The following is an 18,896-nucleotide window of genomic DNA, read 5'->3' on the forward strand; positions in this document are numbered from 1 at the left end:
ACGCTACTCCCAGGGGTGCCCGCCGGGGGCGTCCGGCCAGAGCGGGTACCAGTAGGCGGTGTCGTCCTCGACATCGAGTTCGCCGTCGAGGACCGACTGGAGCGAGACCTCCGTACTGGAGTCGCGCTCGTGGTCGCCTGCGGGTGCGAACGGGTAGAAGGAACCGCGCTTGAACGAGTAGACCCAGTAGACGGTGCGTCCGCCATCGAGGGGGTCGAATCCGAAGACGGCGGCGAGGAGGCGGTCGCCGTAGCCGCGCTCGGCGAGCGTGTCGGCGGCGACGTAGAGTTCGGTCGTGAGGTCGGTGATGTCGTCGCGCTCGACGACCGCCCACGTGTAGCCGTGGTCGTCCGTCCGGATTTCCGAGAACCCGCCGCCTTCGAGGACGTCCTCGACGTCGCGAAGCGTGCTCCGGAAGTCCGTCGAGGACATCGCGGAGAGGCAGAGCCCCGCGCTCGTGGCGGGTTCGTAGTCGAGGTCGGCCTCCATCGTCACCGAGGCGCTGTTCAGCTGGAAGAAGTCCTCCGGGTCGGCCTCGCGGGTGGCGTCGCGCTCCGTGCTGAGTCCGAGGACGTCCCGGACGGCGTCGAAGAGTCCCATCATGCGGTGGACGTCGTCTCCATCTCCTTCTCCATCCCCCGGAGGCGCTCGACGCGCTTCTCCGTCGCCGGATGCGTGCTGAACAGGCGCGTGATGGTGCCGCCCGTCAGGGGAATGATGAAGAACGCGTTCATCTCCGCCTGCTCGCGCAGGTCCTCGGTGGGGACGCGGTCCATCCGGCCGTCGATCTTCAGGAGCGCGGAGGCGAGCGCGGCCGGGTTCCCCGTGATGAGCGCGGCGCCGCGGTCGGCGGCGAACTCGCGGTAGCGCGAGAGCGCGCGGATGAGGAGGTAGGAGACGATCCAGACGACGAGCGAGACGACGATAGCCACCCAGATCGGCGCCTGGTTCCGGTCGCGGCTCCCGCCGAGGAACCACCCCCAGCGGACGATGATGAACGCGATGGTCGAGAGGAACGAGGCGACGGTCATCACCGCCATGTCGCGGTGTTTGACGTGCGCGAGTTCGTGCGCGAGGACGCCCTCGACCTCCTCGTCGTTCAGTGCGTCGAGGAGGCCGGTGGTGACGCAGACGGCGGCGTGGTTCTTCGAGCGCCCGGTCGCGAAGGCGTTCGGGACGCGTGAGTCCACGACGGCGACGGTCGGCTTCGGGAGGTCGGCCTGTTGGGAGAGTCGCCCGACGACGCCGTGGAGGTGCGGGTACTCGTCCTCGCTCACCTCGCGTGCGCCCATGCTCCAGAGCGTGAGTTTGTCGCTGAAGAAGTACTGACCGAGCGAGAGGCCGCCCATGAGGAGGGCGAAGACGAGGAGGCTCGCGCCGAAGTACCACGCGAGCGCGCCCGCGAAGGCGAGGTAGACGACGAACAGCAGGGCCATCGTGAGGACCATCCGGGCCCGCAGGCCCCAGTCCGCTTTCCACTCCATACCCGACGTTAGCGACGCGACACTAAAAGCCGCCCCCCATCGGCCGCGACGGCCGCGGCCGCCGGACGGCGGGGGCGGCGCACGCCCGTCGAGTTGGGTGGCCGGTGCACGCCCTGCCGGTGGCCGCGTCTTTTTGCCCGCGACGGCCGAGGGACGGGACGTGAGTGAAACCGCCGTCGTCACCGGAGGACTCGGTCGCGCGGGCCGCTGGGTCGTCGACGCGTTCGCCGAGCGGGGCTACGAGACGGTCTGCGTCGACCTCGACCACCCCGGGTGGGAGATCTCCCCCCGAGAGAACGTGGACTTCCGCGCCGCCGACCTCGCGGACGCCGCCGAGGCGTTCGACCTGTTCGCTGACCTCGGCCCGGACGCCGTCGCGCACCTCGCGGCGCTCCCCGCGCCGGAACGCCACGCCGGGAACCGGGTGTTCGCGACGAACACGGAGTCGACGTATAACGTCCTCACTGCGGCCGGCCGCGCCGGCGCGCGGGTCGCGTGGGCGTCCAGCGAGTCCGCCTACGGCTTCCCGTTCGCCCGCGAGAAGACGCTCCCGGACGAACTCCCCATCACCGAGGACCACGAACTCCGCCCCGAGGACCCCTACGGCCTCTCGAAGGTCGTCGGCGAGGAGACGGCGGCGCGGACGGCGCGACGCTATGACGTCCCCGTGGTGTCGGTGCGGCCGTCGTGGGTCCAGCATCCCGGCGACTACAACTGCACGGGCAACCGGGACGACATCGCCGCCGGCGCGGGGAACTTCTGGTCGTACGTCGATGCGCGCGACCTCGCGAGCCTCTTCGTCGCCGCCGTCGAGCCCGACGCGGTCACGGGTCACGAGGCCGTCAACGGCGTCGCCGCCGAGAACTACATGGACCGCCCGACCGCCGACGTCGTCGAGGAGTTCTTCGGCGAACTGCCCGCCGACTGCACGCTAGAGGGCGAGCAGTCGGCGCTCTCGCCCGCGAAGGCCCGGCGCCTCCTCGACTGGGAGCCCGAGCACACGTGGCGCGACGCCGCCGACGCGGACGTCGAAACGCCGTCGCTCTACGAGTAGCCGACGGGACGGGAGAGCGTCGCGAACGCCGCGCAGTCCCCACACACCACCAATGCCAGTAACGCCGGGGGCGCGCCGGTCGCCCCCACAGGCGTGAGTGAGGCGGCGGGGAGACACACCACCCGTGCCAGTAACGCCGGGGATAGGGTGGGTCGGTGCGCGGTCGGTGACCCGTCGTGCCAGTATTGCCACAACACACACCACTCGTGCCAGTAACGCGGGTAGGGCGTGGCTATTTCGGACAGCACGCCGCCCGCGACGGCGACCCACACACCACCCGTGCCAGTAACGCACGTAGGGGTCCGGGGGCGCGTACGGAGACCCGACGGACGGCTGTTCAGAGAACGTGGTTCCGGTGCGCCGTCTCGCGAACGGCGGTGAGGTCGTCGAACTCCACCTCGAGTGCGTCGATGGCGGAGTCGAGTTCGACGTCGAGTTCGTACTGATTGTAGTTGCCGCGACCGCTCGTGTCGTCGATCTTCGTCAGGACGCCCTGGAGGGTGAGGTCGGTGAGGTGGTCGTGCATCGCGCGGCGTTTGAGCGGGTCGGAGCCCTCGCGCTTGCTCACCTGCCGGTAGCGCTGGTGGATGACCTTCGTCCGTTCGGGCGTCTCGCCCTCGGCTTCGAGGTGTGCGACCGTGAGGAGGACGAGTTTGCCGTGGCGGGTGAGTTCCTCCATCCCCTCGACGACCTGCTGGCGCTGGATCTCCTCCTCGGCGCGTCGAACGTGTTCCTCGGTGATTCGGGGGTCGCCGTCCGACGGTCCGTTCTCGGCGAAGTCACCGGCGATACGGAGGAGCCTGAGCGCCTGGCGCGCGCTCCCGCTGTCCTGGGCGGCCATCGCGGCGCAGAGCGGGACGACGCCCTCGGCGAGGACACCCTCGGCGAGCGCGCGGTCGGCGCGCTTCTCGAGGATGCGGACGAGTTGCTCGGCGTCGTAGGGCTGGAAGTGGACCTCCTTCTCGCAGAGGGAGTCCTTGACCTTCGGGGAGAGGTTCTCCCTGAACTTGAAGTCGTTACTGATCCCGATGAGGCCGAGGTTGACGTCGATGTCGTAGGTCTTGCGGGCGCGCGGGAGTTCGTAGAGGATGTCGTCGTCGCTCCCGATGGTGTCGATCTCGTCGAGGACGACGATGACGTCGCCGCCCGCGCTCTCGAAGTCCTTCAGGAGCTCGCGGAAGACGCGTTTCTGTGGGTGGCCGGTCTCGGGGAGGGGGTCCTTCTCGAGCGAGACGGTGGTGAGCGCGTGGGAGTGGGCGTCGCCGGTCCGCATCTCGTTGACGAGGTTGACGGCGACCTGATAGCTCGACGTGATGCCGGTGCAGTTGAGTTCGACGACTTCGAGGTGTCGCTCGACGTCGGCGGCGGCGTCGAGGAGTTCGGTGATGAGGGCGTGGGTCGCGGCGGTCTTCCCGACGCCGGTGAGCCCGTAGAGGAAGAGGTTGTCCGGCTGGTTTCCTCGGAGGAGCGGCCGGAGCGCGCTCGCGCACGTGTCCATCTCGGCGTCGCGCTCCGCGAGGTTGTCCGGCTGCCAGTCTTCGCGGAGGACATCCTTGTTCGCGAAGACGAGGTTGTCGAGGTCGAACCGCGCCATACCGGGAGGACCACGCCCACACATATAAAACCACCCTTGCCAATATTGCCAGTATTGCCAATGGTGCCAGAACACACACCACCCGTGCCAGTAACGCGGCGCCATCCCAGCGCGGTCGGAGGCGACGATGGCCACCGAGGGATTCACGGCGGCGCGATACGGCGCTGACACGGAAAGGAGGCCCGGCGAACGCGCGGACAGCCTCTTGTCGCATCGGCGTTACTGGCATCGGTGGTGTGTGTGGGAGTGGAGCGCGCGACGTCGTGTCCGGTTCGCCGCGAGCACGACGATGGGTGGATTCCGAGGAGCAACGGTCGCGGTGGCCGGCACACGCCGCCGAGGGGCGGCCGCGAGCGGGCGCGCGATGGCGCGTCACCCGCCGAAGGACCGGGTTTAACCGTTGTCGCGGCCTAGTGGGGTCAACTATGAGCGAAGCCGCTTTCTGCCCCCGTTGCGGGGATCCCGCCCCGGAGGGGGCGACGGGTCACACCCGCCGCGAGCGGGCGCTCTGCAACGACTGCTACTTCGAGGACTTCGAGTTGGTCGACCACCCCGACCGGGTGGAGGTGACGGTCTGCGCGCACTGCGGTGCGATCCAGCGCGACGACCGCTGGGAGGACGTCGGTGCGCGCGACTACACGGACATCGCCGTCGAATCCGTCTCGGAGGCGCTCGGCGTGCACGTCGACGCCGAGGACGTCTCGTGGGGCGTCGACCCCGAGCAGGTGGACCCGACGACGATCCGGATGCACTGCCAGTTCTCCGGCGTGGTGCGGGGCGAACCGCTCGTCGAGGAGTTCACGGTGCCGGTGAAGATCGGGAAGCAGACCTGCCAGCGCTGCGGGCGCATCGCGGGCGACTACTACGCGAGCGTCGTGCAGGTGCGCGCCGTCGGCGACCGGACGCCCACGTCGGAGGAGACCGAGCGCGCCCGCGAGATCGCGGAGGTCATCACGGAGGAGATGGAGGCCACCGGGGACCGGAACGCCTTCGTGACGGACGTCTCGGAGAAGCCGGAGGGCCTCGACCTGAAGCTCTCCGACACGAAGATCGGGAAGAACGTCTCCCGGAAGCTCACGGAGGAGTTCGGCGGCGCCTACGACTCCTCGGAGACGCTCGTGACGGAGGACGAGGACGGGAACGAGGTGTATCGGGTGACGTTCGCCATCCGCCTCCCGGAGTTCGTCCCCGGCGACGTCATCGACCTCGAGGACGACGACGCGGGGCCGGTGCTCGTGCGCTCCGTGCAGGGGAACCTGAAGGGCGTGCGCGTGACGACGGGCGAGCCCTACGAGGCGGGCTACGAGGTCGGGGACGCCCCGGACGCCCGCAAGCTCGGGCGCGTCGAGGACGCGGCGGAGACGACGCTCGTCGCCGTCGAGGACGAGAACGCCGTGCAGGTGCTCGACCCCGAGACGTACGAGTCCGTGACCGTGGCGCGTCCGTCCTACCTCGACACCGGGCGCGAGACGGTGCCCGTGCTGAAGTCGCGCGCGGGCCTCCACGTCCTCCCGTCGTGAACCGCCTCGCCGTCGTCGTGCCGAAGGCGCAAGCCGAGGCGAAACTCGAGACGCTCGAAGCGGAGGGCGTCTACGACGACTCCCGACGGGTCAGGGCACACGACGACGACCGGGTCGAGCTCCCGGTGCTCGCCGAACCGCGCGCGACGACGTTCGACGCCATCCTGACCCAGGAAGACCCAGCGGTGCGGACGGCGAGCCTCGACGACTACCTCCGCGAACGCGGATGGGGCGCCGAGGAGATCGAGCGCGCGCCCGCCTCGTGGGCGGTCGTCGGCGACGTGATTCTGGTGTCGTTCCCCCCGGAGTGCCCGGACCGGGCGGCCGTCGGCGACGCCCTCCTCGAGTTGCACGGGGAGGCCGACACGGTGCTCGCGCGCGGCGGCGTCGCGGGCGAGACGCGCGAACCCGCCGTCGAGGTCGTCGCGGGGAGCGGCGACACGGAGACGGTCCACACCGAGCACGGCACGCGGTACGCCCTCGACCTCGCGGAGGTGATGTTCGCGCCGGGGAATCAGGCCGAGCGCGTCCGGATGGGCGAGGTGGTGAGCGAGGGCGAGCGCGTCCTCGACATGTTCGCCGGTATCGGCTACTTCGCGCTCCCGATGGCGCGCGCGGGCGCCGACGTCGTCGCCGTCGAGAAGAACCCGGCGGCGTTCCGCTACCTCGCGGAGAACGCCCAGTTGAACGGCGTCGCCGCGAACGTGGAGTGCGTGCTCGGGGACTGCCGCGAGTACGACGCCACCGAGCCCTTCGAGCGCGTCGTGATGGGCTACTACGACAGCCTCGGGGGGCACGTCGCGGGCGGGAGCGAGGCGACCGACCGCGGAACGGTGAGCGGTGAAACCGCGAACGGCGCGACGACCGAACGACGCGAGGGAGTCGCGGAACGGGCGAGCGGGAGCGACGACGACACCGACCTCGACCCCTCCTACCTCGCGGCGGCGTTCGACGCGCTCGACGGTGCGGGGACCGTCCACGTCCACACGACCTGTCACGAACCGGCGTTCCCGGAGCGCGCGGTCGGGCGCGTGGAGGCGGTCGCCGAGGAGTGCGGCGTCGCGGTCGAGATCGCGGCGTCGCGCGCTGTGAAGTCCCACAGCGAGGGCGTCGTCCACGGCGTCCTCGACGTCGAGGTGGGGTGATGGGCGAAGGCGAGCGCCACGTCCGGCTCGCGATCCTGCTCGCGCTGCTCGTGATCGGTGCGAGCGTCGCGTGGGCCGTGCTGTAGCGGGCGGACGTAGTGCGCTGAAGGCGAGCGTTTAGGGTCGTCGGGGACGTGGGAGACGTATGGATCGCCAAAGCGTCATCGCGCTCTTCTTGGCCGTGCTGATGCTCACCTCGAGCGTCGCGTACGTCGTCTCGATGGTTTAGTCGACGTCCCAGACGTCCGCCATCGGGCTCCGACGCTCCTCGCGTGACTCCGTCCGCTCGGCGTCGCGGCTATCGGGAGCGTGACGCTCGGCCTCGCGCGCCCCCTCGGAGCCGCTGGAGCGCGTCGGCGTCGTCGGCACGCCCGCCGAGACGTTCGCGGTGGCGGCGTCGGCGTCGAGCTCGGGGAGGTCGGGGACGCTCATTCTGTCGACCTGTTCGCGGAACCACGGCGGCATGTCGTGGCGTGCGCGCTCGAAGACGTCGAGGACGGAGTCGTCGGCGATGTAGGTCGCGCCGTGGTCGTCGGGCGAGCGCACGACGCGGCCCGCCGCCTGAATGACGGTGCGGAGCGCGCTCCGGTAGTACCACGCCCACTGGTCGTCGGCGAGGCGCCGTGCGACCCGCGAGTCCCCGGTGTTGAGGAACGGAGCCTTGCAGACGACCTGCCAGCGCGCGAGGTCGCCCTTCAGGTCGAGGGCCTCCTCCATCTTCACGGAGAGGAAGGCCTCGGGTTCCGCGGACGCCTTCCACGCGTCGAGGTCGGCGTCGCGGGTGTCGCTCCCGTGCGCGCGAACGCGGTCGGCGACGCCGAGCGCGGCGAGTTCCTCCTGCAAGCGCTCCTGAATGCCGTAGGAGTGGCAGTGGACGATGCCCTTCTCCTCGGGGTGGGCGGCCATGACGCGCGCGACGGCGCGCGCGACCTTCGGGAGCGTGGTGTCGCGCTCCTCGTAGGTCATCTTCCCGCACGTCACGTCGTAGAGCGGGCGGTTCTCCACGGGAAAGGTGTGTTCGACGTCGACGAGCGCGACGTTCGCGGGGTCCAAGCCGACGGAGCGGCAGAACGCCTCCTTGTCGAGGATGGTGGCGGAGAGGAGCGCGAACCTGTTCGCGCGGTCCCAGACGGTGTGGCGGAGATACCGCTCGGGGTTCATCGGCTTCGCGGTGATGCGCTTCTCCTCGTCCTGGTCGACCACCCACGTCGTCGCCGAGTCGGGGTCGCGGTAGTCCTCGACGAACCACGACACCTCGCTGATGAGTTCTTGCAGGCTGTCGCGCTCGGCGGCTTCCTCGGCGTCGAGTTCGTCCGCTTCGAGGAGTTCGTCCTTGCGGTCCTCGCAGCGGGTGACGAGCGTGTCCGCGAACTGCGCGGCGCGCTCGGCGGGGTCGTCCGCGCCGCGGCCCTCGTCGATGGCCGGCACCCGGAGGTCGTCCCAGATCGGCACCGTTCGCGGGCCGAGTTCGACCGTCGCGTACATCTCCGCCCACTCCGCGAGGCCGTGGGCCTCGTCGATGACGCAGACGTCGCGCGTGCGGAACACCTCGGAGCCGGCGGTGCGCATGAAGTACGCGAGCGTCATCGCGGCGTGCGAGCGCGCGGACGCGACGGCGCGCGCCGAGAAGTACGGACAGCGGTGTTTGACCGCGCAGTCGTAGCCGCGTTCGCGCGCGCAGGGCGCGCGGTCCACCGGTGTCCGCTCCTCGTCCGGGAGGATGCAGGTGTAGTTGTTCTTCCCGCGAATCACCTTCAGGTCGTCGAGCAGGTCGTCGGCGGCGACGTCGTCGAGTTGGGAGACCTGCGGCGTCGTGTAGTAGGCGCCCGTGGCCTCCGTGGGGTCGGCGTCGCCCATCTCGCGCGCACACCCCATGATGGCGCGCGCGATAAGCGACTTCCCGGAGCCCGTCGGCGCGCGCACGAGGACGACGTCGTTCCCGGATTCGAACGCCGCGCGGACGTCCGAGAGCGCCTGCTCCTGGGCGCCGCGATAGGTCGGCGCCGGGAACTCGTCGTGGATGCGCGCCGGGTTCACTGCCTATGGGTGAGGCCCGCGCGCTCCTTAACCACCACGCTCTCCCCGATTCACTCGTCCGAGATTGCCGCGACGTCCGCGGGCGACGGGTTCTCGGGGAGGCGCTCGATGCAGTCGAAGCAGAGGAAGAACTCGCTGCCGTCCTCGAGTTCGAGCGTCAACCCGCCGGGGCCCGCCTTCTCGAGGTCACCGAAGTCCCAGAAGTCCCCGACGCCGCCCGGCACCTCGACGCGCGCCCCGCAGGCGTCACAGCGTCGTGTACTCATGCGTCCCCTCGGGCGGCGAGCGCCTTCGGTGTGTCGGGCCCCTCCCGCATCCTTTTTCGTATCGTGCGACGAACTAGCACGTCATGGAGGTGAACTGCGAGGGGTGTGCGGGCTGCTGTCTCGACTGGCGCCCGCTGAGCGAGTCGCCGGACGACCACGAGCGTCGCGGGCCGCGCCCGCCGCTCGACGACACGTACAACCTCGTGCCGCTCACCCGGGAGGACGTCCGCGCGTTCGTCGACGCCGGCCTCGCGGACGCGCTGACGCCGCGCCTCTGGACGGCGGCCGAGGGCGACGACTCGGTCGAAATCGACGGCCACGAGCTCGCGGCGATACGCGGGAACCCCGTCTTCTTCGTCGGCATCCGCAAGCCCCCGAAGCCCGTCGCGCCGTTCGGGACGGAGCCGACGTGGCTGCGCTCCTGTGCGTTCCTCGACCCCGAGACGCTCCAGTGTCGCATCCACGACGCCGAGCACTACCCCGCGGAGTGCGGGGACTACCCCGGGCACAACCTCGCGCTGGATGCGGAGACGGAGTGCGAGCGCGTCGAGGCGGCGTTCGGCGGCGCGGGCGAGCGCCTCGTCGACGACGCCGTGCCCGACGAGGCGGGCGTCCTCCTCGGCCCGCAGGCGCTCGGCGAGAAGGTCTTCTGCTACCCGGACCCCGACGAGCTCTCGGGCGTCGTCGCGCGCGTCGTCGACGGGACGCTGACGCAGGCCGACAGGGCGCGGTTCGTCGGCGCCGCCGCCGCGAGCGCGCCCGGCACGACGCAGGTCGCCCCGGAGCGCCGGGAGACGGACACGGTGCGCGCCCGTGAGGCGGCGTCGTGGGTCGGCGACGCCATCGAGGAGTGGGTCGAGCGGGCGGGCACGCTCGGCGACGGGACGGACGCCGACCCCGGCCTCGGTGCGTCCGTCGAGGAGGCCCGCGGCGCGCCGTCGACGCCCGGGTGGGACGCTTAAGGGACCGAGAGCCGAGAGGTGCGATATGCGCGTTCTCGTCACCGGTGCGTCGGGCTTCATCGGTCACCACCTCGTCCCCGCGCTCGTGGCCGCCGGCCACGACGTCCGCGCGCTCGTCCGCGAGTCGAGTCGCTACGACCCACCGGCGGGCGTGGAGGTCGTCGAAGGCGACCTCCTCGAACCCGCGAGCCTCGCCGGCGTCTTCGCTGACGTCGATGCCGCCTACTACCTCGTGCACTCGATGCAGGCGGGCGAGGCGTTCGCGGAGCGCGACAGGATGGCCGCACACCACTTCGCGGACGCGGCGGCGGGCGCGGGCGTCTCGCGCGTGATCTACCTCAGCGGGCTCGGCGGCGAGGACGACGAGTTGAGCGAGCACCTGCGCTCGCGGCGGGAGGTCGAGTCGGTGCTGCGCGACGGCGGCTACGAGCTCACGGTCCTCCGGGCCGCGATCGTCGTCGGCGCGGGCTCAACCGGCTTCGAGGTCGTCCGACAGCTCGCCGCGCGCCTCCCCGTGATGGTGACGCCGAAGTGGGTGCGGACGCCCTGTCAGCCGATCGCGGTCGCGGACGTCGTTACCTACCTCGCGGGCGTGCTCGACGCGCCCGAGACCGCCGGGGAGGTCTACGAGATCGGCGGCCCCGAGGTGCTCACCTATCAGGAGATGATGGAGCGCACCGCCGCGCTGATGGGGCGGCGCCTCCACGTGGTTCCGGTGCCGGTGTTGTCGCCGACGCTCTCGACGTACTGGATCGACCTCGTGACGGACGCCCCGCGCTCGGTCGTCCACCCGCTCGTCCACGGCCTGAAGAACCCGGTCGTGGCGGACGACGACGCGATCCGCGAGCACGTCACGGTCGAGTTGACGCCGTTCGACGACGCGGTTCGAGCGGCACTCGCCGCCGAGGACGATGCCTGAGGGCGCTCGCGGGCGCTCGCGCGACGGGGGGGACGAGCGCGACGACGAGCAGCGCGTCGAGTACGGCCGGGCGTGGACGTACGAGAGCATCGTCGGCGCGATTCCCGGTCTCGACGTCCCGGACAGCGTCGCGCTCGTCGTCCAGTTCGCCCTCTTCGAGGGACTGGTGCTCGCGCTCGCGGCCATCTACGGGCTCTGGGGGGCGGTACCGGCGGCGACGGCGGCGGTGGTGGTCGCGACGGCCGGGAGCGCACTCATGCTCGACCTCGGGCGGCGCCTCCGGCGCGCCTCACTGCCGGAGACGTACACGCACGTCGTCTTCGGGTCGAGCGTGGAGACGGTGCTGGGCGTGGTCGCGTACGTCACGCTCTGCACGTACCTGCTCGCGGGCGACCCCCGGGCGACGCCGACGCTTCTCGGCGAACTCCTCGGGACGCCGCTCCCGGCGCCGGCGGTGTTCCTCGCGCTCCTCGTCTGCTGGGACGTCTGCTACCGCATCGGCGTCGGCTGGTGGGCGGCGGTGACGGCGTTCTGGCGCTCGCTCGCGTTCGAGTTGGACGAGGAGACGCGCGGCGTCGTGCGCGCGGCGGACTACCGGGTCGCGGCGTTCGGCACGCTCCAACTCGTCCTCGTGCCGTTCCTCGACGCGACGCCGTTGCTGACGTTCGCGGTAGTCGGGCACGTCGTCGCGGTACTCGTCGTCGTCGGGGCGGCGAGAATGAGGAGCTAATCGCGGTTCATCTTCTTGAACTGGTCGAGCAGGGCCTCGGCGGAGTCGCCCGAGTCGTACGTGACGGTCCCGTGGTAGTGGGTCCGGTCGTCGTCGTCGCTCAGGTCGACGTCGGCGTTCTTCCGCTCGCGGCGTTCGTGCTCGTCCTCGTCGTAGGAGCCGATTGACATGGTAGGTCTACCCATGGGTAGTCAACACACTATCTTTAACGTAACGGATATTCACGAACGTTAATCGGCCGCCGGGGTGGCTTCAGAAGGAGACGGGTTCGTGGCCGTCGACGCCCATCGGCGTCGGGTCGCGGTCCGAGTAGCCGACGCGCCCGACCGCGTCCTGTCCGACCGCGCCGATGACCGCGTGCACCGCCTCCGTCGCGTCCGCGAACTCCTCCTCGCCCGTCCGTGCGAGAACCTCGTCCAGCGACTCCTCCCCCGCCGGGTGCTCGATCCGCACGCTCCCGTACGCCTCGCGGAGTTCCGCCGTGGTCGCCGGATAGTGCGCGTCTTCGAGCAGGTCGGTCGCCGTTCGGAGCGTCATTACAGCCCAATCTATAGTGAACGACCATTATGAATTTGGTGGGAGTCGTGTTGGCACGGGTCGGGGCACACGCTCTTTGTCCCGGACGCCCCGAGCTGACGTGTGCCCTACGCCGACCTCCACGTCCACACGACCGCCTCCGACGGCGAGCTGACGCTAGAGACGCTCCCCGAGGCCGCGCGCAATGCCGGCGTCGAGGCCGTCGCCGTCACCGACCACGACACGATACACCCCGGGCTCGACGCACCGCTCACGGAGCGCGGAGGCGTCGAGGTCGTTCGCGGCATCGAGTTGCGCGTCGCCGCCCCCACCCAGCGGGTCGACCTCCTCGGCTACGGCGTGCGGGAGACGGACGCGCTCCGTGCGGAGGTGGAGCGACTGCAGGACGACCGCGTCGAACGCGGCCGGCGCATCGTCGAGCGCGTCGAAGCGAAGTTGGGAATCGACCTCGGTGTCGACGTCCACGAGGGGTTCGGTCGCCCGCACGTCGCGCGCGCCGTCGTCGAACACCCCGACACCGACTACGGAACGGTGAGCGCGGTCTTCGACGACCTCATCGGCCACGACGGCCCCTGCTACGTCGCCCGCGACGTCACCGGGTTCGAGCGCGGGCGCGCCCTCCTGCGCGAGGCGTGCGGCGCCGTCGGCCTCGCGCACCCGCTACGCTACGCGGACCCGGACGCCGCGCTCGCGCTCTGCGAGACGCTGGACGCCGTCGAAGCCCACTACCCCTACGACCGGCCCGTCGGACGCGAAGCCGACGCGCACGCGAACGGCCCCGCTCGCGTCCGGCGCACCGTCGCGGAGCACGACCTGCTCGCGCTCGGCGGGAGCGACGCACACGGACGCGAACTCGGGACCGATGGCGTCGACCGAGGCGAATACCGCCGTCTTCGGCGACGAATCGGGGACTGAGGGGGCCGCCAAGTTAAGGTGGAGTCGTCCCGTACGTGTGTGTATGCGCTGCCACTACTGCGACCGGAGCGCTGACGTCTCCGTCGACAAGTCCGGCGTGCGCGTCGGCCTGTGCGAGGAGCACTTCCAGGAGCGCCTGGACGAGCTCGCCGACTCGGAGGCGCTCTCCCGGCTCCGCGAGCAGCTCGACATCGACCGCGCCTGAACATCCCCCGCCATCTGCCCTCCACTCGACGACGGCCGCCGCGAGCGACGGCCGTTCGTCCGCGCCCGCCACGCGAATCTCGCCGCGACTCACCGACGAGCGCGGCGCCTGCCGTGACCGGTCGTTCTTTAAGTGGTTCTCGTTACAAGCAGTAGATACGAGCGGGGGACGCCCGTGTTTCTTCGGGCGACCGTCATAACACCGGAGAGCGGCGCCGCCGTCAGCCCGAACCGCCCTTTAAGTGGTTCTCGTCACAAGCAGTAGATACGAGCAGGGGTTCCCGGTGTCCTCGGGAACCAACATCGAACCCGAGAGCGACGCGGCAACCAGTTCTCGACGCCGCAGACGCCGTTCGCTCTACGCGTGCCGCCGGTCAGGCACGCATACTCACGGGACGTCCCTCCCGGTTCGCCCGTTCCCGGCGTTCGCTGGCGCTTACGCCCGTGTGCTCGCGTGTCGTTTCCCTCTCGCTCGTCTAAACGTGCCTTCGCTGGCGCTTACGCCCGTGTGCTCGCGTGTCGTTTCCCTCTCGCTCGTCTAAACGTGCCTTCGCTGACGCTCAGGCACGTGTGCTCACGGCTACGCCGTTCGCCCGTTTCGGGCGTTCGCTGACGCTCACGCCCGTGTGCTGTCCACGTCGATCGCGTCCACGGGACAGACGTCGACGCAGAGCATGCAGTCGATGCACTGCGTCTCGTTCGCCGGGTCGGCCTTCTTCTCGCTCGTCGGATGCCCCGGAGTGTCCACCCACTCGAAGACGTCCACGGGGCAGTCCTCGATGCACGCGCCGTCCGCGTCGCAGATGTCGAAGTCGACGGCGACGTGCGTCCCGTGAACCCCCCGTTTCTCGGGTTCGTCCACGGGTCCCCAGACGTCGTGGCCCTCGTGCTGGTCCACGACCTCCCGGTTCTCGTCGAAGTTCGGGTCGATAGCCATACCCGAGAGTGGGAGTGCCGGCCGGTTAAAGGCGACGAGCGCCGCGCCGTCGTGCGCGGACGCCGAGGCCGGCAGCTTTGAAGGCGCGCCGACCCAAGGCCGAGTATGCACACCGTCTCGCTCGCAGAGCAGGACTCCCGGATGGGACCGGCCTCGACCGTCTACGCGCTGACGGACGCGCTCGGCGCGAGCGAACTCGCGCTCAACTACTACGAGCTCGAACCCGGCGAATCGACGTCGTACGGCTATCACGCCCACGAGGACCAAGAGGAGGTCTTCTACGTCGAATCCGGCGAGCTCACGTTCCGCATTCCCGACGGGGAGGTCACCGTCGGCGAGCACGAACTCGTCCGCTTCGGGCCCGGCGAGTTCCAGCGCTCCGAGAACACCGGCGACGACACCGCCGTCGTCCTCGCGATGGGCGCGCCACAGGACCCCGGCGGGACCGTCCTCCGGCGCGAGTGCGAGGCCTGCGGCGGCGAGACGCGTCACGGCGTCGAGCTCGCCGACGCCGCCGACGAGATACTCGTCCGCTGCGAGGACTGCGGCGAAATCACGGGGCGCTACGAATGACCGACGCGAGCGACGAACGCGGCGCGCGCGACGAGTACACGCCGCGCCTCGTCTACGACGACGACTGTGGCTTCTGCACGTGGTGCGCCGAGCGCGCGCTCGAAGTCGGCGAGTTCGAGGCCGTGGGCTTCTCCGAGCTCACGCCCGACCAGCGCGCGCGCCTCCCCGCCGACTACGAGACCTCCGCACACCTCCTCACGGACGACGCGGTGTACTCGGCGGGCGAAGCCGTCGAGCAGGCGCTCGTCCGCATGGTCCCCGAACTCGGCGGCGTCGTCTCCGAGCTCCGCGAGTTCGAGCTCTATCGCGAGGTCCGCGAGGGCCTCTACCGGTGGGGAGCCGACCACCGCGACTGGTGGGGGAAGATCGTCAGCGCGACGCCGCCGGCGCGCGAGTAGTCAGTCCGCCGCGCGCGGCGTCCGCGCCGCCGCGAACGCACAGAAGTTATCGAAGAGCCGCTTGGCCTCGCAGGCCGCGTCGTAGTTCTCCGCCGTGATACCGTCGAGGACGGCCGCCTTGCGCTCCTCGGCGAGGTCGTCCTTCCGGACGGTGACGCGCTCGGCCGTCTCCGTGTCGTACTCGGGGTGGAACTGGACGCCGTAGGCGTTCCCGCGCCGGAAGGCGTGGATGCCGTAGTCGTTCTCCGCGAGCAGCTCCGCGTTCGGTGGGAGCTCCGTGACGGCGTCCGAGTGCGTCGTGAACACCGTGAACTCGGAGTCGACGCCGTCGAAGAGCCGGTCGGAGCCGTCGTGCGTCACCTCGCGGTAGCCGATCTCGTACTCGTCCATCCCCTCGACGGTGCCGCCGAGCGCGGCCGCGACGAGCTGGTGGCCGAAACAGACGCCGAGGATCGGGAGGCCGCGCTCGTGCGCGCTCGCGACCCACTCACGGGTCGGCGCGATCCACTCCTCCTCGTCCCAGTAGACCGACGCCCGCGACCCCGTGACGACGACCGCGTCGAAGTCGTAGCCCTCGGGGAGTTCCCCGCCGGCGACGTGGAACTCGACGAGGTCCCCGTCCACCTCGCGGCGGAAGTTCCGCGCGGTGTCGGCGGGGTCGTGGGCGGCGTTCAGCAACGCGATGCGGAGGCGCTCCATGGAACCTAGAACCAGGTGCATCGGAAAATGGTTGTCGCCGACCGGCGGCGTTTGCCGCACTCGCGAACGCGGCCCCGAGAGACGAACCCGCCGCGTCGCGTCGCCTACTCCTCCGCGACGTCGCGGAGGACGTCCGGCGCCGCCGCCAGCGCGTCATCGACCGCGTCGGCGTCGGGTCCGCCGCCCTGCGCGAAGTCGGCGGGGCCGCCGCCGCCGCCGCCGACCATCCCGGCGAGCTCGCTCACGACCCGCCCGGCGTTCACGGGCGCGCCGTCGGGGACGCCGACGACGAACTGCGCGCCGTCCGCACCACTGCCGACGACCGCGATCCTGTCGTCCTCGACGAGCGCGTTCGCGGTCGCGCGCAACTCGTCCATGTCCGCGTCGAGGCGCTGGATCGTCGCCGACCACTCGCCGACCTCGACCTCCTCGCCGGCCGCGCCGCCCGACGCGCGCGCCGCCGCGAGCTGCTCCTTCAGCTCCTCGATGCGCTTGCCGCGCTCCTTCCACTCCGTGAAGAAGCGCTCTGCGGTGTCCGGTACCTCCTGGGGGGAGACGTCGAAGGTGTCGGCGGTCGCGTCGAGGTAGTCCTCCTGGCGCTGGACGTGCTCGAGCGCCGCGACGCCGGCCGCGAACGTGATTCGCTCGACGCCGTCCTGGATGCGCTCGGTGTTCAGGATCTTGATCGTCCCGATGTCGCCCGTGCGCGTCACGTGCGTCCCCGCACACGCCTGGACGTCCTCCGCGACGTGGATGAGCCGGATGTTCTCGCCCGGCGGGATGCCGCCCTGATAGAGGTCGAAGCCGTGCTCGGCCTCCGCCTCGTGGCGATGAGGCCACTCCTGCTCGACGGCGGTGTTGTCGGTCACGATCTCGTTCGCGACGCGTTCGATGGCCTTCACCTCGTCGCGCGAGATGCGGTCGTAGTGCCGGACGTCGATGCGCGAGGAGTCCGTGCCCTTCTGTGCGCCCGCCTGCCGGACGTGCGGGCCGAGCACCTCGCGCGCCGCGTGCCCGATGAGGTGGGTCGCCGTGTGATGCTGCATGAGGCGCTGGCGACGCGACATGTCGATCTGGCCGCGCACGAACTCGCCCTTCCCCGGGTCCTCGTCCGTCCGGTGGAGGACGACGCCGTCGCGCATCTGGACGTCCGAGACCTGCACCGTCTTGTCGTCCGTCGAGAGCGTCCCGTGGTCGGCGGGCTGCCCGCCGCCCTCCGGGTAGAACATCGTCTGGTCGAGCACGACATCGTACTCGGGGTCGCCGTCCTCGCTCTCGCGCTCGAAGACATCGAGGACGACCGCCTCGAACTCCGCGCGGTACTGGTCGTCGTAGTAGAGCTCCTCCGTGTCCGGGAGCTCCGAGAGGCGCTCGTCGGTCTCCTCGGACTCCTCGAACGCCGCCCCGGAGTCGTGGCGCGAGGCGACGAGCGAGTAGAAGTCGTCCGGCTCGTCCACCGTCGCGCCCACGTCTTCGGCGATCTCCCGAACCATGTCGGGCTGGATGCCGTGGCTGTCGTAAAACTCCACGAGCTCGCTCGTCGGGATGGGCTCGCCTTTCTCCGCGTACTCCTCGGCGAGCTGGCGGACGCGCCGGCCGCCGCGCTCGAGCGTGCGCTCGTACTTCGCGGACTCCGAGCGCACGATGTCGCGGATGGTCTCGCGGTTCTCGTAGCCGAGGCGCTCGGCCTGCCGGTCCACGAGGTCCTCGAGGTCGACGTCCGCGTCGATGTCGTCGATGAGGCGCGCCGTCCGCCGGAGCACCATCCGCGCGAGGTAGCCCGTCCCGACGTTCGACGGGACGATGCCGTCGCCGAACATGTAGGCGAGGGTGCGGACGTGGTCGGCGATGGCGTAGATGTTCTCCAAGGGCCGCATCAGCTCGTGGAGGCGCTCGGTCTCCACGTCGAGCTTGTCCGCGATGTTGTCGCGGGCCGCGTCCATGTCCTCCACCTCGTCGATGTCGAGGTGGCCCGCGAGCTTCGCCGCGCGGTGGATGAGTTCCTCCTCCGCCTCGGTGTGGTCGATGCCCGCCGCGTCCTTCAGATAGGCGATGGCGTCCGGGTACACCGCCTCGTAGACCGTGGGCGTCCCCTGCGAGACCCACGTCCAGCGCTCGAGGCCGTAGCCCGTGTCGACGATGTACGTGTCCATCGGCGAGTACGTGTTCCCGTCCTTCATCTCGTACTCCCCGTCGGGGTCCTGCTCCATCGACATGAAGACGAGCGTCGCGAGCTCCGCGCCCTTGTAGAGCACCTCGAAGGCCGGCCCGGCGTTCCCGCCACCCACCCACGGGTCCTCGATGTAGGTGATGTCCTCGGGGTCCGCGCCCATGTCGGCGAAGAACTCGTCGCAGTAGGCGACCGTCTCGTCCTTCCAGTAGACCTCGCCCTCGTAGGCGTACTCGCGCTCGGCGTCCTCGCGCGTGTTGAAGGCGTGGTGCGCCATCATCTCGAACGCCATCGTGTGCCGCCCGGTCTTCCCGACGTTGTCGATGTCCTGCATGCGGATGCAGGGCTGGCTGATGGTGAGGGGGTTGGCGGGCGGCGGCGTCTCGCCGGAGGTGACGAGCGGCTGGAAGTCGTAGATGGAGGCCTGCGTCAGCAGGACGTCGTCGCGCCAGCGGTTCGCCGCGACCGGATAGGGGTCGATGCGCTCGTGGTCGTGCGCCTCGAAGAAGGAGAGGAAGCGCTCGCGCATCTCCACCAGCGAGTACTCCTCGTCGAAGCCGGGGTCGTCGATGAAGCCGTAGTCCTCACACGGCGGCTCGCCGCACGTCTCCCGCTCCGGGTCCCGCGTCCAGAAGTGCGCACCGCACTCCGTACACTCCCCACGCCGGAAGCCCTCCTCCTCGAAATAGTCGAGGCGGTACTCCGCTTCGAGGTCGCTCATTGCCTCTTTCTGGCCGACCGAACGGCAAAAC

20 protein-coding genes are annotated in these 18,896 nt (G+C 70.3%); 10 read left to right on the top strand and 10 right to left on the bottom strand.

Annotated features, from left to right (window positions below; genetic code table 11):
* Positions 1 to 3: 3 nt before the first annotated feature.
* Positions 4 to 600: a PspA-associated protein PspAB gene (pspAB, locus tag IEY12_RS05950; RefSeq protein ID WP_188880371.1), complete on the bottom strand. Its 597-nt coding sequence runs from the start codon at positions 598 to 600 to the stop codon at positions 4 to 6.
* A complete protein-coding gene (htpX, locus tag IEY12_RS05955; RefSeq protein ID WP_123074668.1) occupies positions 600 to 1,484 on the bottom strand; it encodes a zinc metalloprotease HtpX in 885 nt (294 codons plus the stop codon). The genes pspAB and htpX overlap by 1 nt, the downstream gene beginning before the upstream one ends.
* 160 nt (positions 1,485 to 1,644) lie before the next feature.
* On the opposite strand from htpX, the gene IEY12_RS05960 reads away from it, so the two are divergent.
* The gene (locus tag IEY12_RS05960; protein ID WP_188880285.1) at positions 1,645 to 2,538 is read left to right on the top strand and encodes an NAD-dependent epimerase/dehydratase family protein; all 894 of its coding nucleotides are present in this window, start codon (positions 1,645 to 1,647) and stop codon (positions 2,536 to 2,538) included.
* A 337-nt stretch (positions 2,539 to 2,875) separates the two neighbouring features.
* On the opposite strand, the gene IEY12_RS05965 is transcribed toward IEY12_RS05960, so the two are convergent.
* Positions 2,876 to 4,132: an orc1/cdc6 family replication initiation protein gene (locus IEY12_RS05965; RefSeq protein WP_188880286.1), complete on the bottom strand. Its 1,257-nt coding sequence runs from the start codon at positions 4,130 to 4,132 to the stop codon at positions 2,876 to 2,878.
* A 425-nt stretch (positions 4,133 to 4,557) separates the two neighbouring features.
* Between IEY12_RS05965 and IEY12_RS05970 the strand changes: the two genes are divergently transcribed.
* Positions 4,558 to 5,652, top strand: a complete 1,095-nt coding sequence (locus IEY12_RS05970) for a 60S ribosomal export protein NMD3 (RefSeq protein ID WP_188880287.1) — start codon at positions 4,558 to 4,560, stop codon at positions 5,650 to 5,652.
* The gene (locus IEY12_RS05975; RefSeq protein WP_188880288.1) at positions 5,649 to 6,797 is read left to right on the top strand and encodes a class I SAM-dependent methyltransferase; all 1,149 of its coding nucleotides are present in this window, start codon (positions 5,649 to 5,651) and stop codon (positions 6,795 to 6,797) included. The genes IEY12_RS05970 and IEY12_RS05975 overlap by 4 nt, the downstream gene beginning before the upstream one ends.
* Before the next feature lie 225 nt (positions 6,798 to 7,022).
* Here IEY12_RS05975 and IEY12_RS05980 read toward each other — a convergent pair whose 3' ends face one another.
* Positions 7,023 to 8,834, bottom strand: coding sequence for an ATP-dependent DNA helicase (locus IEY12_RS05980; protein ID WP_188880289.1), 1,812 nt, complete (start codon positions 8,832 to 8,834; stop codon positions 7,023 to 7,025).
* Between the two features lie 50 nt (positions 8,835 to 8,884).
* Positions 8,885 to 9,100, bottom strand: a complete 216-nt coding sequence (locus IEY12_RS05985; RefSeq protein WP_188880290.1) for a DUF7561 family protein — start codon at positions 9,098 to 9,100, stop codon at positions 8,885 to 8,887.
* 83 nt (positions 9,101 to 9,183) lie between these two features.
* On the opposite strand from IEY12_RS05985, the gene IEY12_RS05990 reads away from it, so the two are divergent.
* From IEY12_RS05990 to IEY12_RS06000, 3 genes are read left to right on the top strand one after another with little or no spacing between them, the layout of a single operon-like run.
* Positions 9,184 to 10,062 carry a YkgJ family cysteine cluster protein gene (locus IEY12_RS05990; protein WP_188880291.1) on the top strand — a complete coding sequence of 293 codons (879 nt, stop codon included), beginning with the start codon at positions 9,184 to 9,186 and terminating at the stop codon, positions 10,060 to 10,062.
* A 25-nt stretch (positions 10,063 to 10,087) separates the two neighbouring features.
* The gene (locus IEY12_RS05995) at positions 10,088 to 10,981 is read left to right on the top strand and encodes an NmrA family NAD(P)-binding protein (RefSeq protein WP_188880292.1); all 894 of its coding nucleotides are present in this window, start codon (positions 10,088 to 10,090) and stop codon (positions 10,979 to 10,981) included.
* Positions 10,974 to 11,711: a DUF7530 family protein gene (locus IEY12_RS06000; RefSeq protein ID WP_229870973.1), complete on the top strand. Its 738-nt coding sequence runs from the start codon at positions 10,974 to 10,976 to the stop codon at positions 11,709 to 11,711. The genes IEY12_RS05995 and IEY12_RS06000 overlap by 8 nt, the downstream gene beginning before the upstream one ends.
* Here IEY12_RS06000 and IEY12_RS06005 read toward each other — a convergent pair.
* Positions 11,708 to 11,881: a DUF5786 family protein gene (locus IEY12_RS06005; RefSeq protein WP_229871001.1), complete on the bottom strand. Its 174-nt coding sequence runs from the start codon at positions 11,879 to 11,881 to the stop codon at positions 11,708 to 11,710. The two genes, IEY12_RS06000 and IEY12_RS06005, sit on opposite strands and share 4 nt — an antisense overlap.
* Positions 11,882 to 11,963: 82 nt before the next feature.
* Positions 11,964 to 12,248 carry a DUF5789 family protein gene (locus IEY12_RS06010; RefSeq protein ID WP_188880293.1) on the bottom strand — a complete coding sequence of 95 codons (285 nt, stop codon included), beginning with the start codon at positions 12,246 to 12,248 and terminating at the stop codon, positions 11,964 to 11,966.
* Positions 12,249 to 12,350: 102 nt separating this feature from the next.
* Between IEY12_RS06010 and IEY12_RS06015 the strand changes: the two genes are divergently transcribed.
* The gene (locus tag IEY12_RS06015; RefSeq protein ID WP_188880294.1) at positions 12,351 to 13,163 is read left to right on the top strand and encodes a PHP domain-containing protein; all 813 of its coding nucleotides are present in this window, start codon (positions 12,351 to 12,353) and stop codon (positions 13,161 to 13,163) included.
* 43 nt (positions 13,164 to 13,206) lie between these two features.
* Positions 13,207 to 13,368: a DUF6757 family protein gene (locus IEY12_RS06020; protein ID WP_176969833.1), complete on the top strand. Its 162-nt coding sequence runs from the start codon at positions 13,207 to 13,209 to the stop codon at positions 13,366 to 13,368.
* A 615-nt stretch (positions 13,369 to 13,983) separates the two neighbouring features.
* Here the strand turns inward: IEY12_RS06020 and IEY12_RS06025 are convergent.
* The gene (locus tag IEY12_RS06025) at positions 13,984 to 14,304 is read right to left on the bottom strand and encodes a 4Fe-4S dicluster domain-containing protein (RefSeq protein ID WP_123074646.1); all 321 of its coding nucleotides are present in this window, start codon (positions 14,302 to 14,304) and stop codon (positions 13,984 to 13,986) included.
* 105 nt (positions 14,305 to 14,409) lie between these two features.
* Between IEY12_RS06025 and IEY12_RS06030 the strand changes: the two genes are divergently transcribed.
* Complete coding sequence (locus tag IEY12_RS06030) at positions 14,410 to 14,877, top strand: cupin domain-containing protein (RefSeq protein ID WP_188880295.1); 468 nt, start codon at positions 14,410 to 14,412, stop codon at positions 14,875 to 14,877.
* A complete protein-coding gene (locus tag IEY12_RS06035) occupies positions 14,874 to 15,275 on the top strand; it encodes a DCC1-like thiol-disulfide oxidoreductase family protein (RefSeq protein ID WP_188880296.1) in 402 nt (133 codons plus the stop codon). Before IEY12_RS06030 ends, IEY12_RS06035 begins: the two co-directional genes overlap by 4 nt.
* Here the strand turns inward: IEY12_RS06035 and IEY12_RS06040 are convergent, their stop codons facing one another.
* Complete coding sequence (locus IEY12_RS06040; protein WP_188880297.1) at positions 15,276 to 15,974, bottom strand: type 1 glutamine amidotransferase; 699 nt, start codon at positions 15,972 to 15,974, stop codon at positions 15,276 to 15,278.
* Positions 15,975 to 16,078: 104 nt separating this feature from the next.
* A complete protein-coding gene (gene alaS / locus IEY12_RS06045; RefSeq protein ID WP_188880298.1) occupies positions 16,079 to 18,865 on the bottom strand; it encodes an alanine--tRNA ligase in 2,787 nt (928 codons plus the stop codon).
* Between the last annotated feature and the right edge of the window lie 31 nt (positions 18,866 to 18,896).

Origin of the sequence: Halarchaeum grantii, from assembly GCF_014647455.2 — an archaeon.
Taxonomy (GTDB): domain Archaea; phylum Halobacteriota; class Halobacteria; order Halobacteriales; family Halobacteriaceae; genus Halarchaeum; species Halarchaeum grantii.

Bases quoted from the DNA above. Each gene is read 5' to 3' on its own strand.
- pspAB (WP_188880371.1), bottom strand. From the start codon at position 600: ATGGGACTCTTCGACGCCGTCCGGGACGTCCTCGGACTCAGCACGGAG.
- htpX (WP_123074668.1), bottom strand. From the start codon at position 1,484: ATGGAGTGGAAAGCGGACTGGGGCCTGCGGGCCCGGATGGTCCTCACG.
- IEY12_RS05965 (WP_188880286.1), bottom strand. From the start codon at position 4,132: ATGGCGCGGTTCGACCTCGACAACCTCGTCTTCGCGAACAAGGATGTC.
- IEY12_RS05970 (WP_188880287.1), top strand. From the start codon at position 4,558: ATGAGCGAAGCCGCTTTCTGCCCCCGTTGCGGGGATCCCGCCCCGGAG.
- IEY12_RS05985 (WP_188880290.1), bottom strand. From the start codon at position 9,100: ATGAGTACACGACGCTGTGACGCCTGCGGGGCGCGCGTCGAGGTGCCG.
- IEY12_RS05990 (WP_188880291.1), top strand. From the start codon at position 9,184: ATGGAGGTGAACTGCGAGGGGTGTGCGGGCTGCTGTCTCGACTGGCGC.
- IEY12_RS05995 (WP_188880292.1), top strand. From the start codon at position 10,088: ATGCGCGTTCTCGTCACCGGTGCGTCGGGCTTCATCGGTCACCACCTC.
- IEY12_RS06000 (WP_229870973.1), top strand. From the start codon at position 10,974: ATGCCTGAGGGCGCTCGCGGGCGCTCGCGCGACGGGGGGGACGAGCGC.
- IEY12_RS06005 (WP_229871001.1), bottom strand. From the start codon at position 11,881: ATGTCAATCGGCTCCTACGACGAGGACGAGCACGAACGCCGCGAGCGG.
- IEY12_RS06010 (WP_188880293.1), bottom strand. From the start codon at position 12,248: ATGACGCTCCGAACGGCGACCGACCTGCTCGAAGACGCGCACTATCCG.
- IEY12_RS06020 (WP_176969833.1), top strand. From the start codon at position 13,207: ATGCGCTGCCACTACTGCGACCGGAGCGCTGACGTCTCCGTCGACAAG.
- IEY12_RS06025 (WP_123074646.1), bottom strand. From the start codon at position 14,304: ATGGCTATCGACCCGAACTTCGACGAGAACCGGGAGGTCGTGGACCAG.
- IEY12_RS06030 (WP_188880295.1), top strand. From the start codon at position 14,410: ATGCACACCGTCTCGCTCGCAGAGCAGGACTCCCGGATGGGACCGGCC.
- IEY12_RS06035 (WP_188880296.1), top strand. From the start codon at position 14,874: ATGACCGACGCGAGCGACGAACGCGGCGCGCGCGACGAGTACACGCCG.
- IEY12_RS06040 (WP_188880297.1), bottom strand. From the start codon at position 15,974: ATGGAGCGCCTCCGCATCGCGTTGCTGAACGCCGCCCACGACCCCGCC.
- alaS (WP_188880298.1), bottom strand. From the start codon at position 18,865: ATGAGCGACCTCGAAGCGGAGTACCGCCTCGACTATTTCGAGGAGGAG.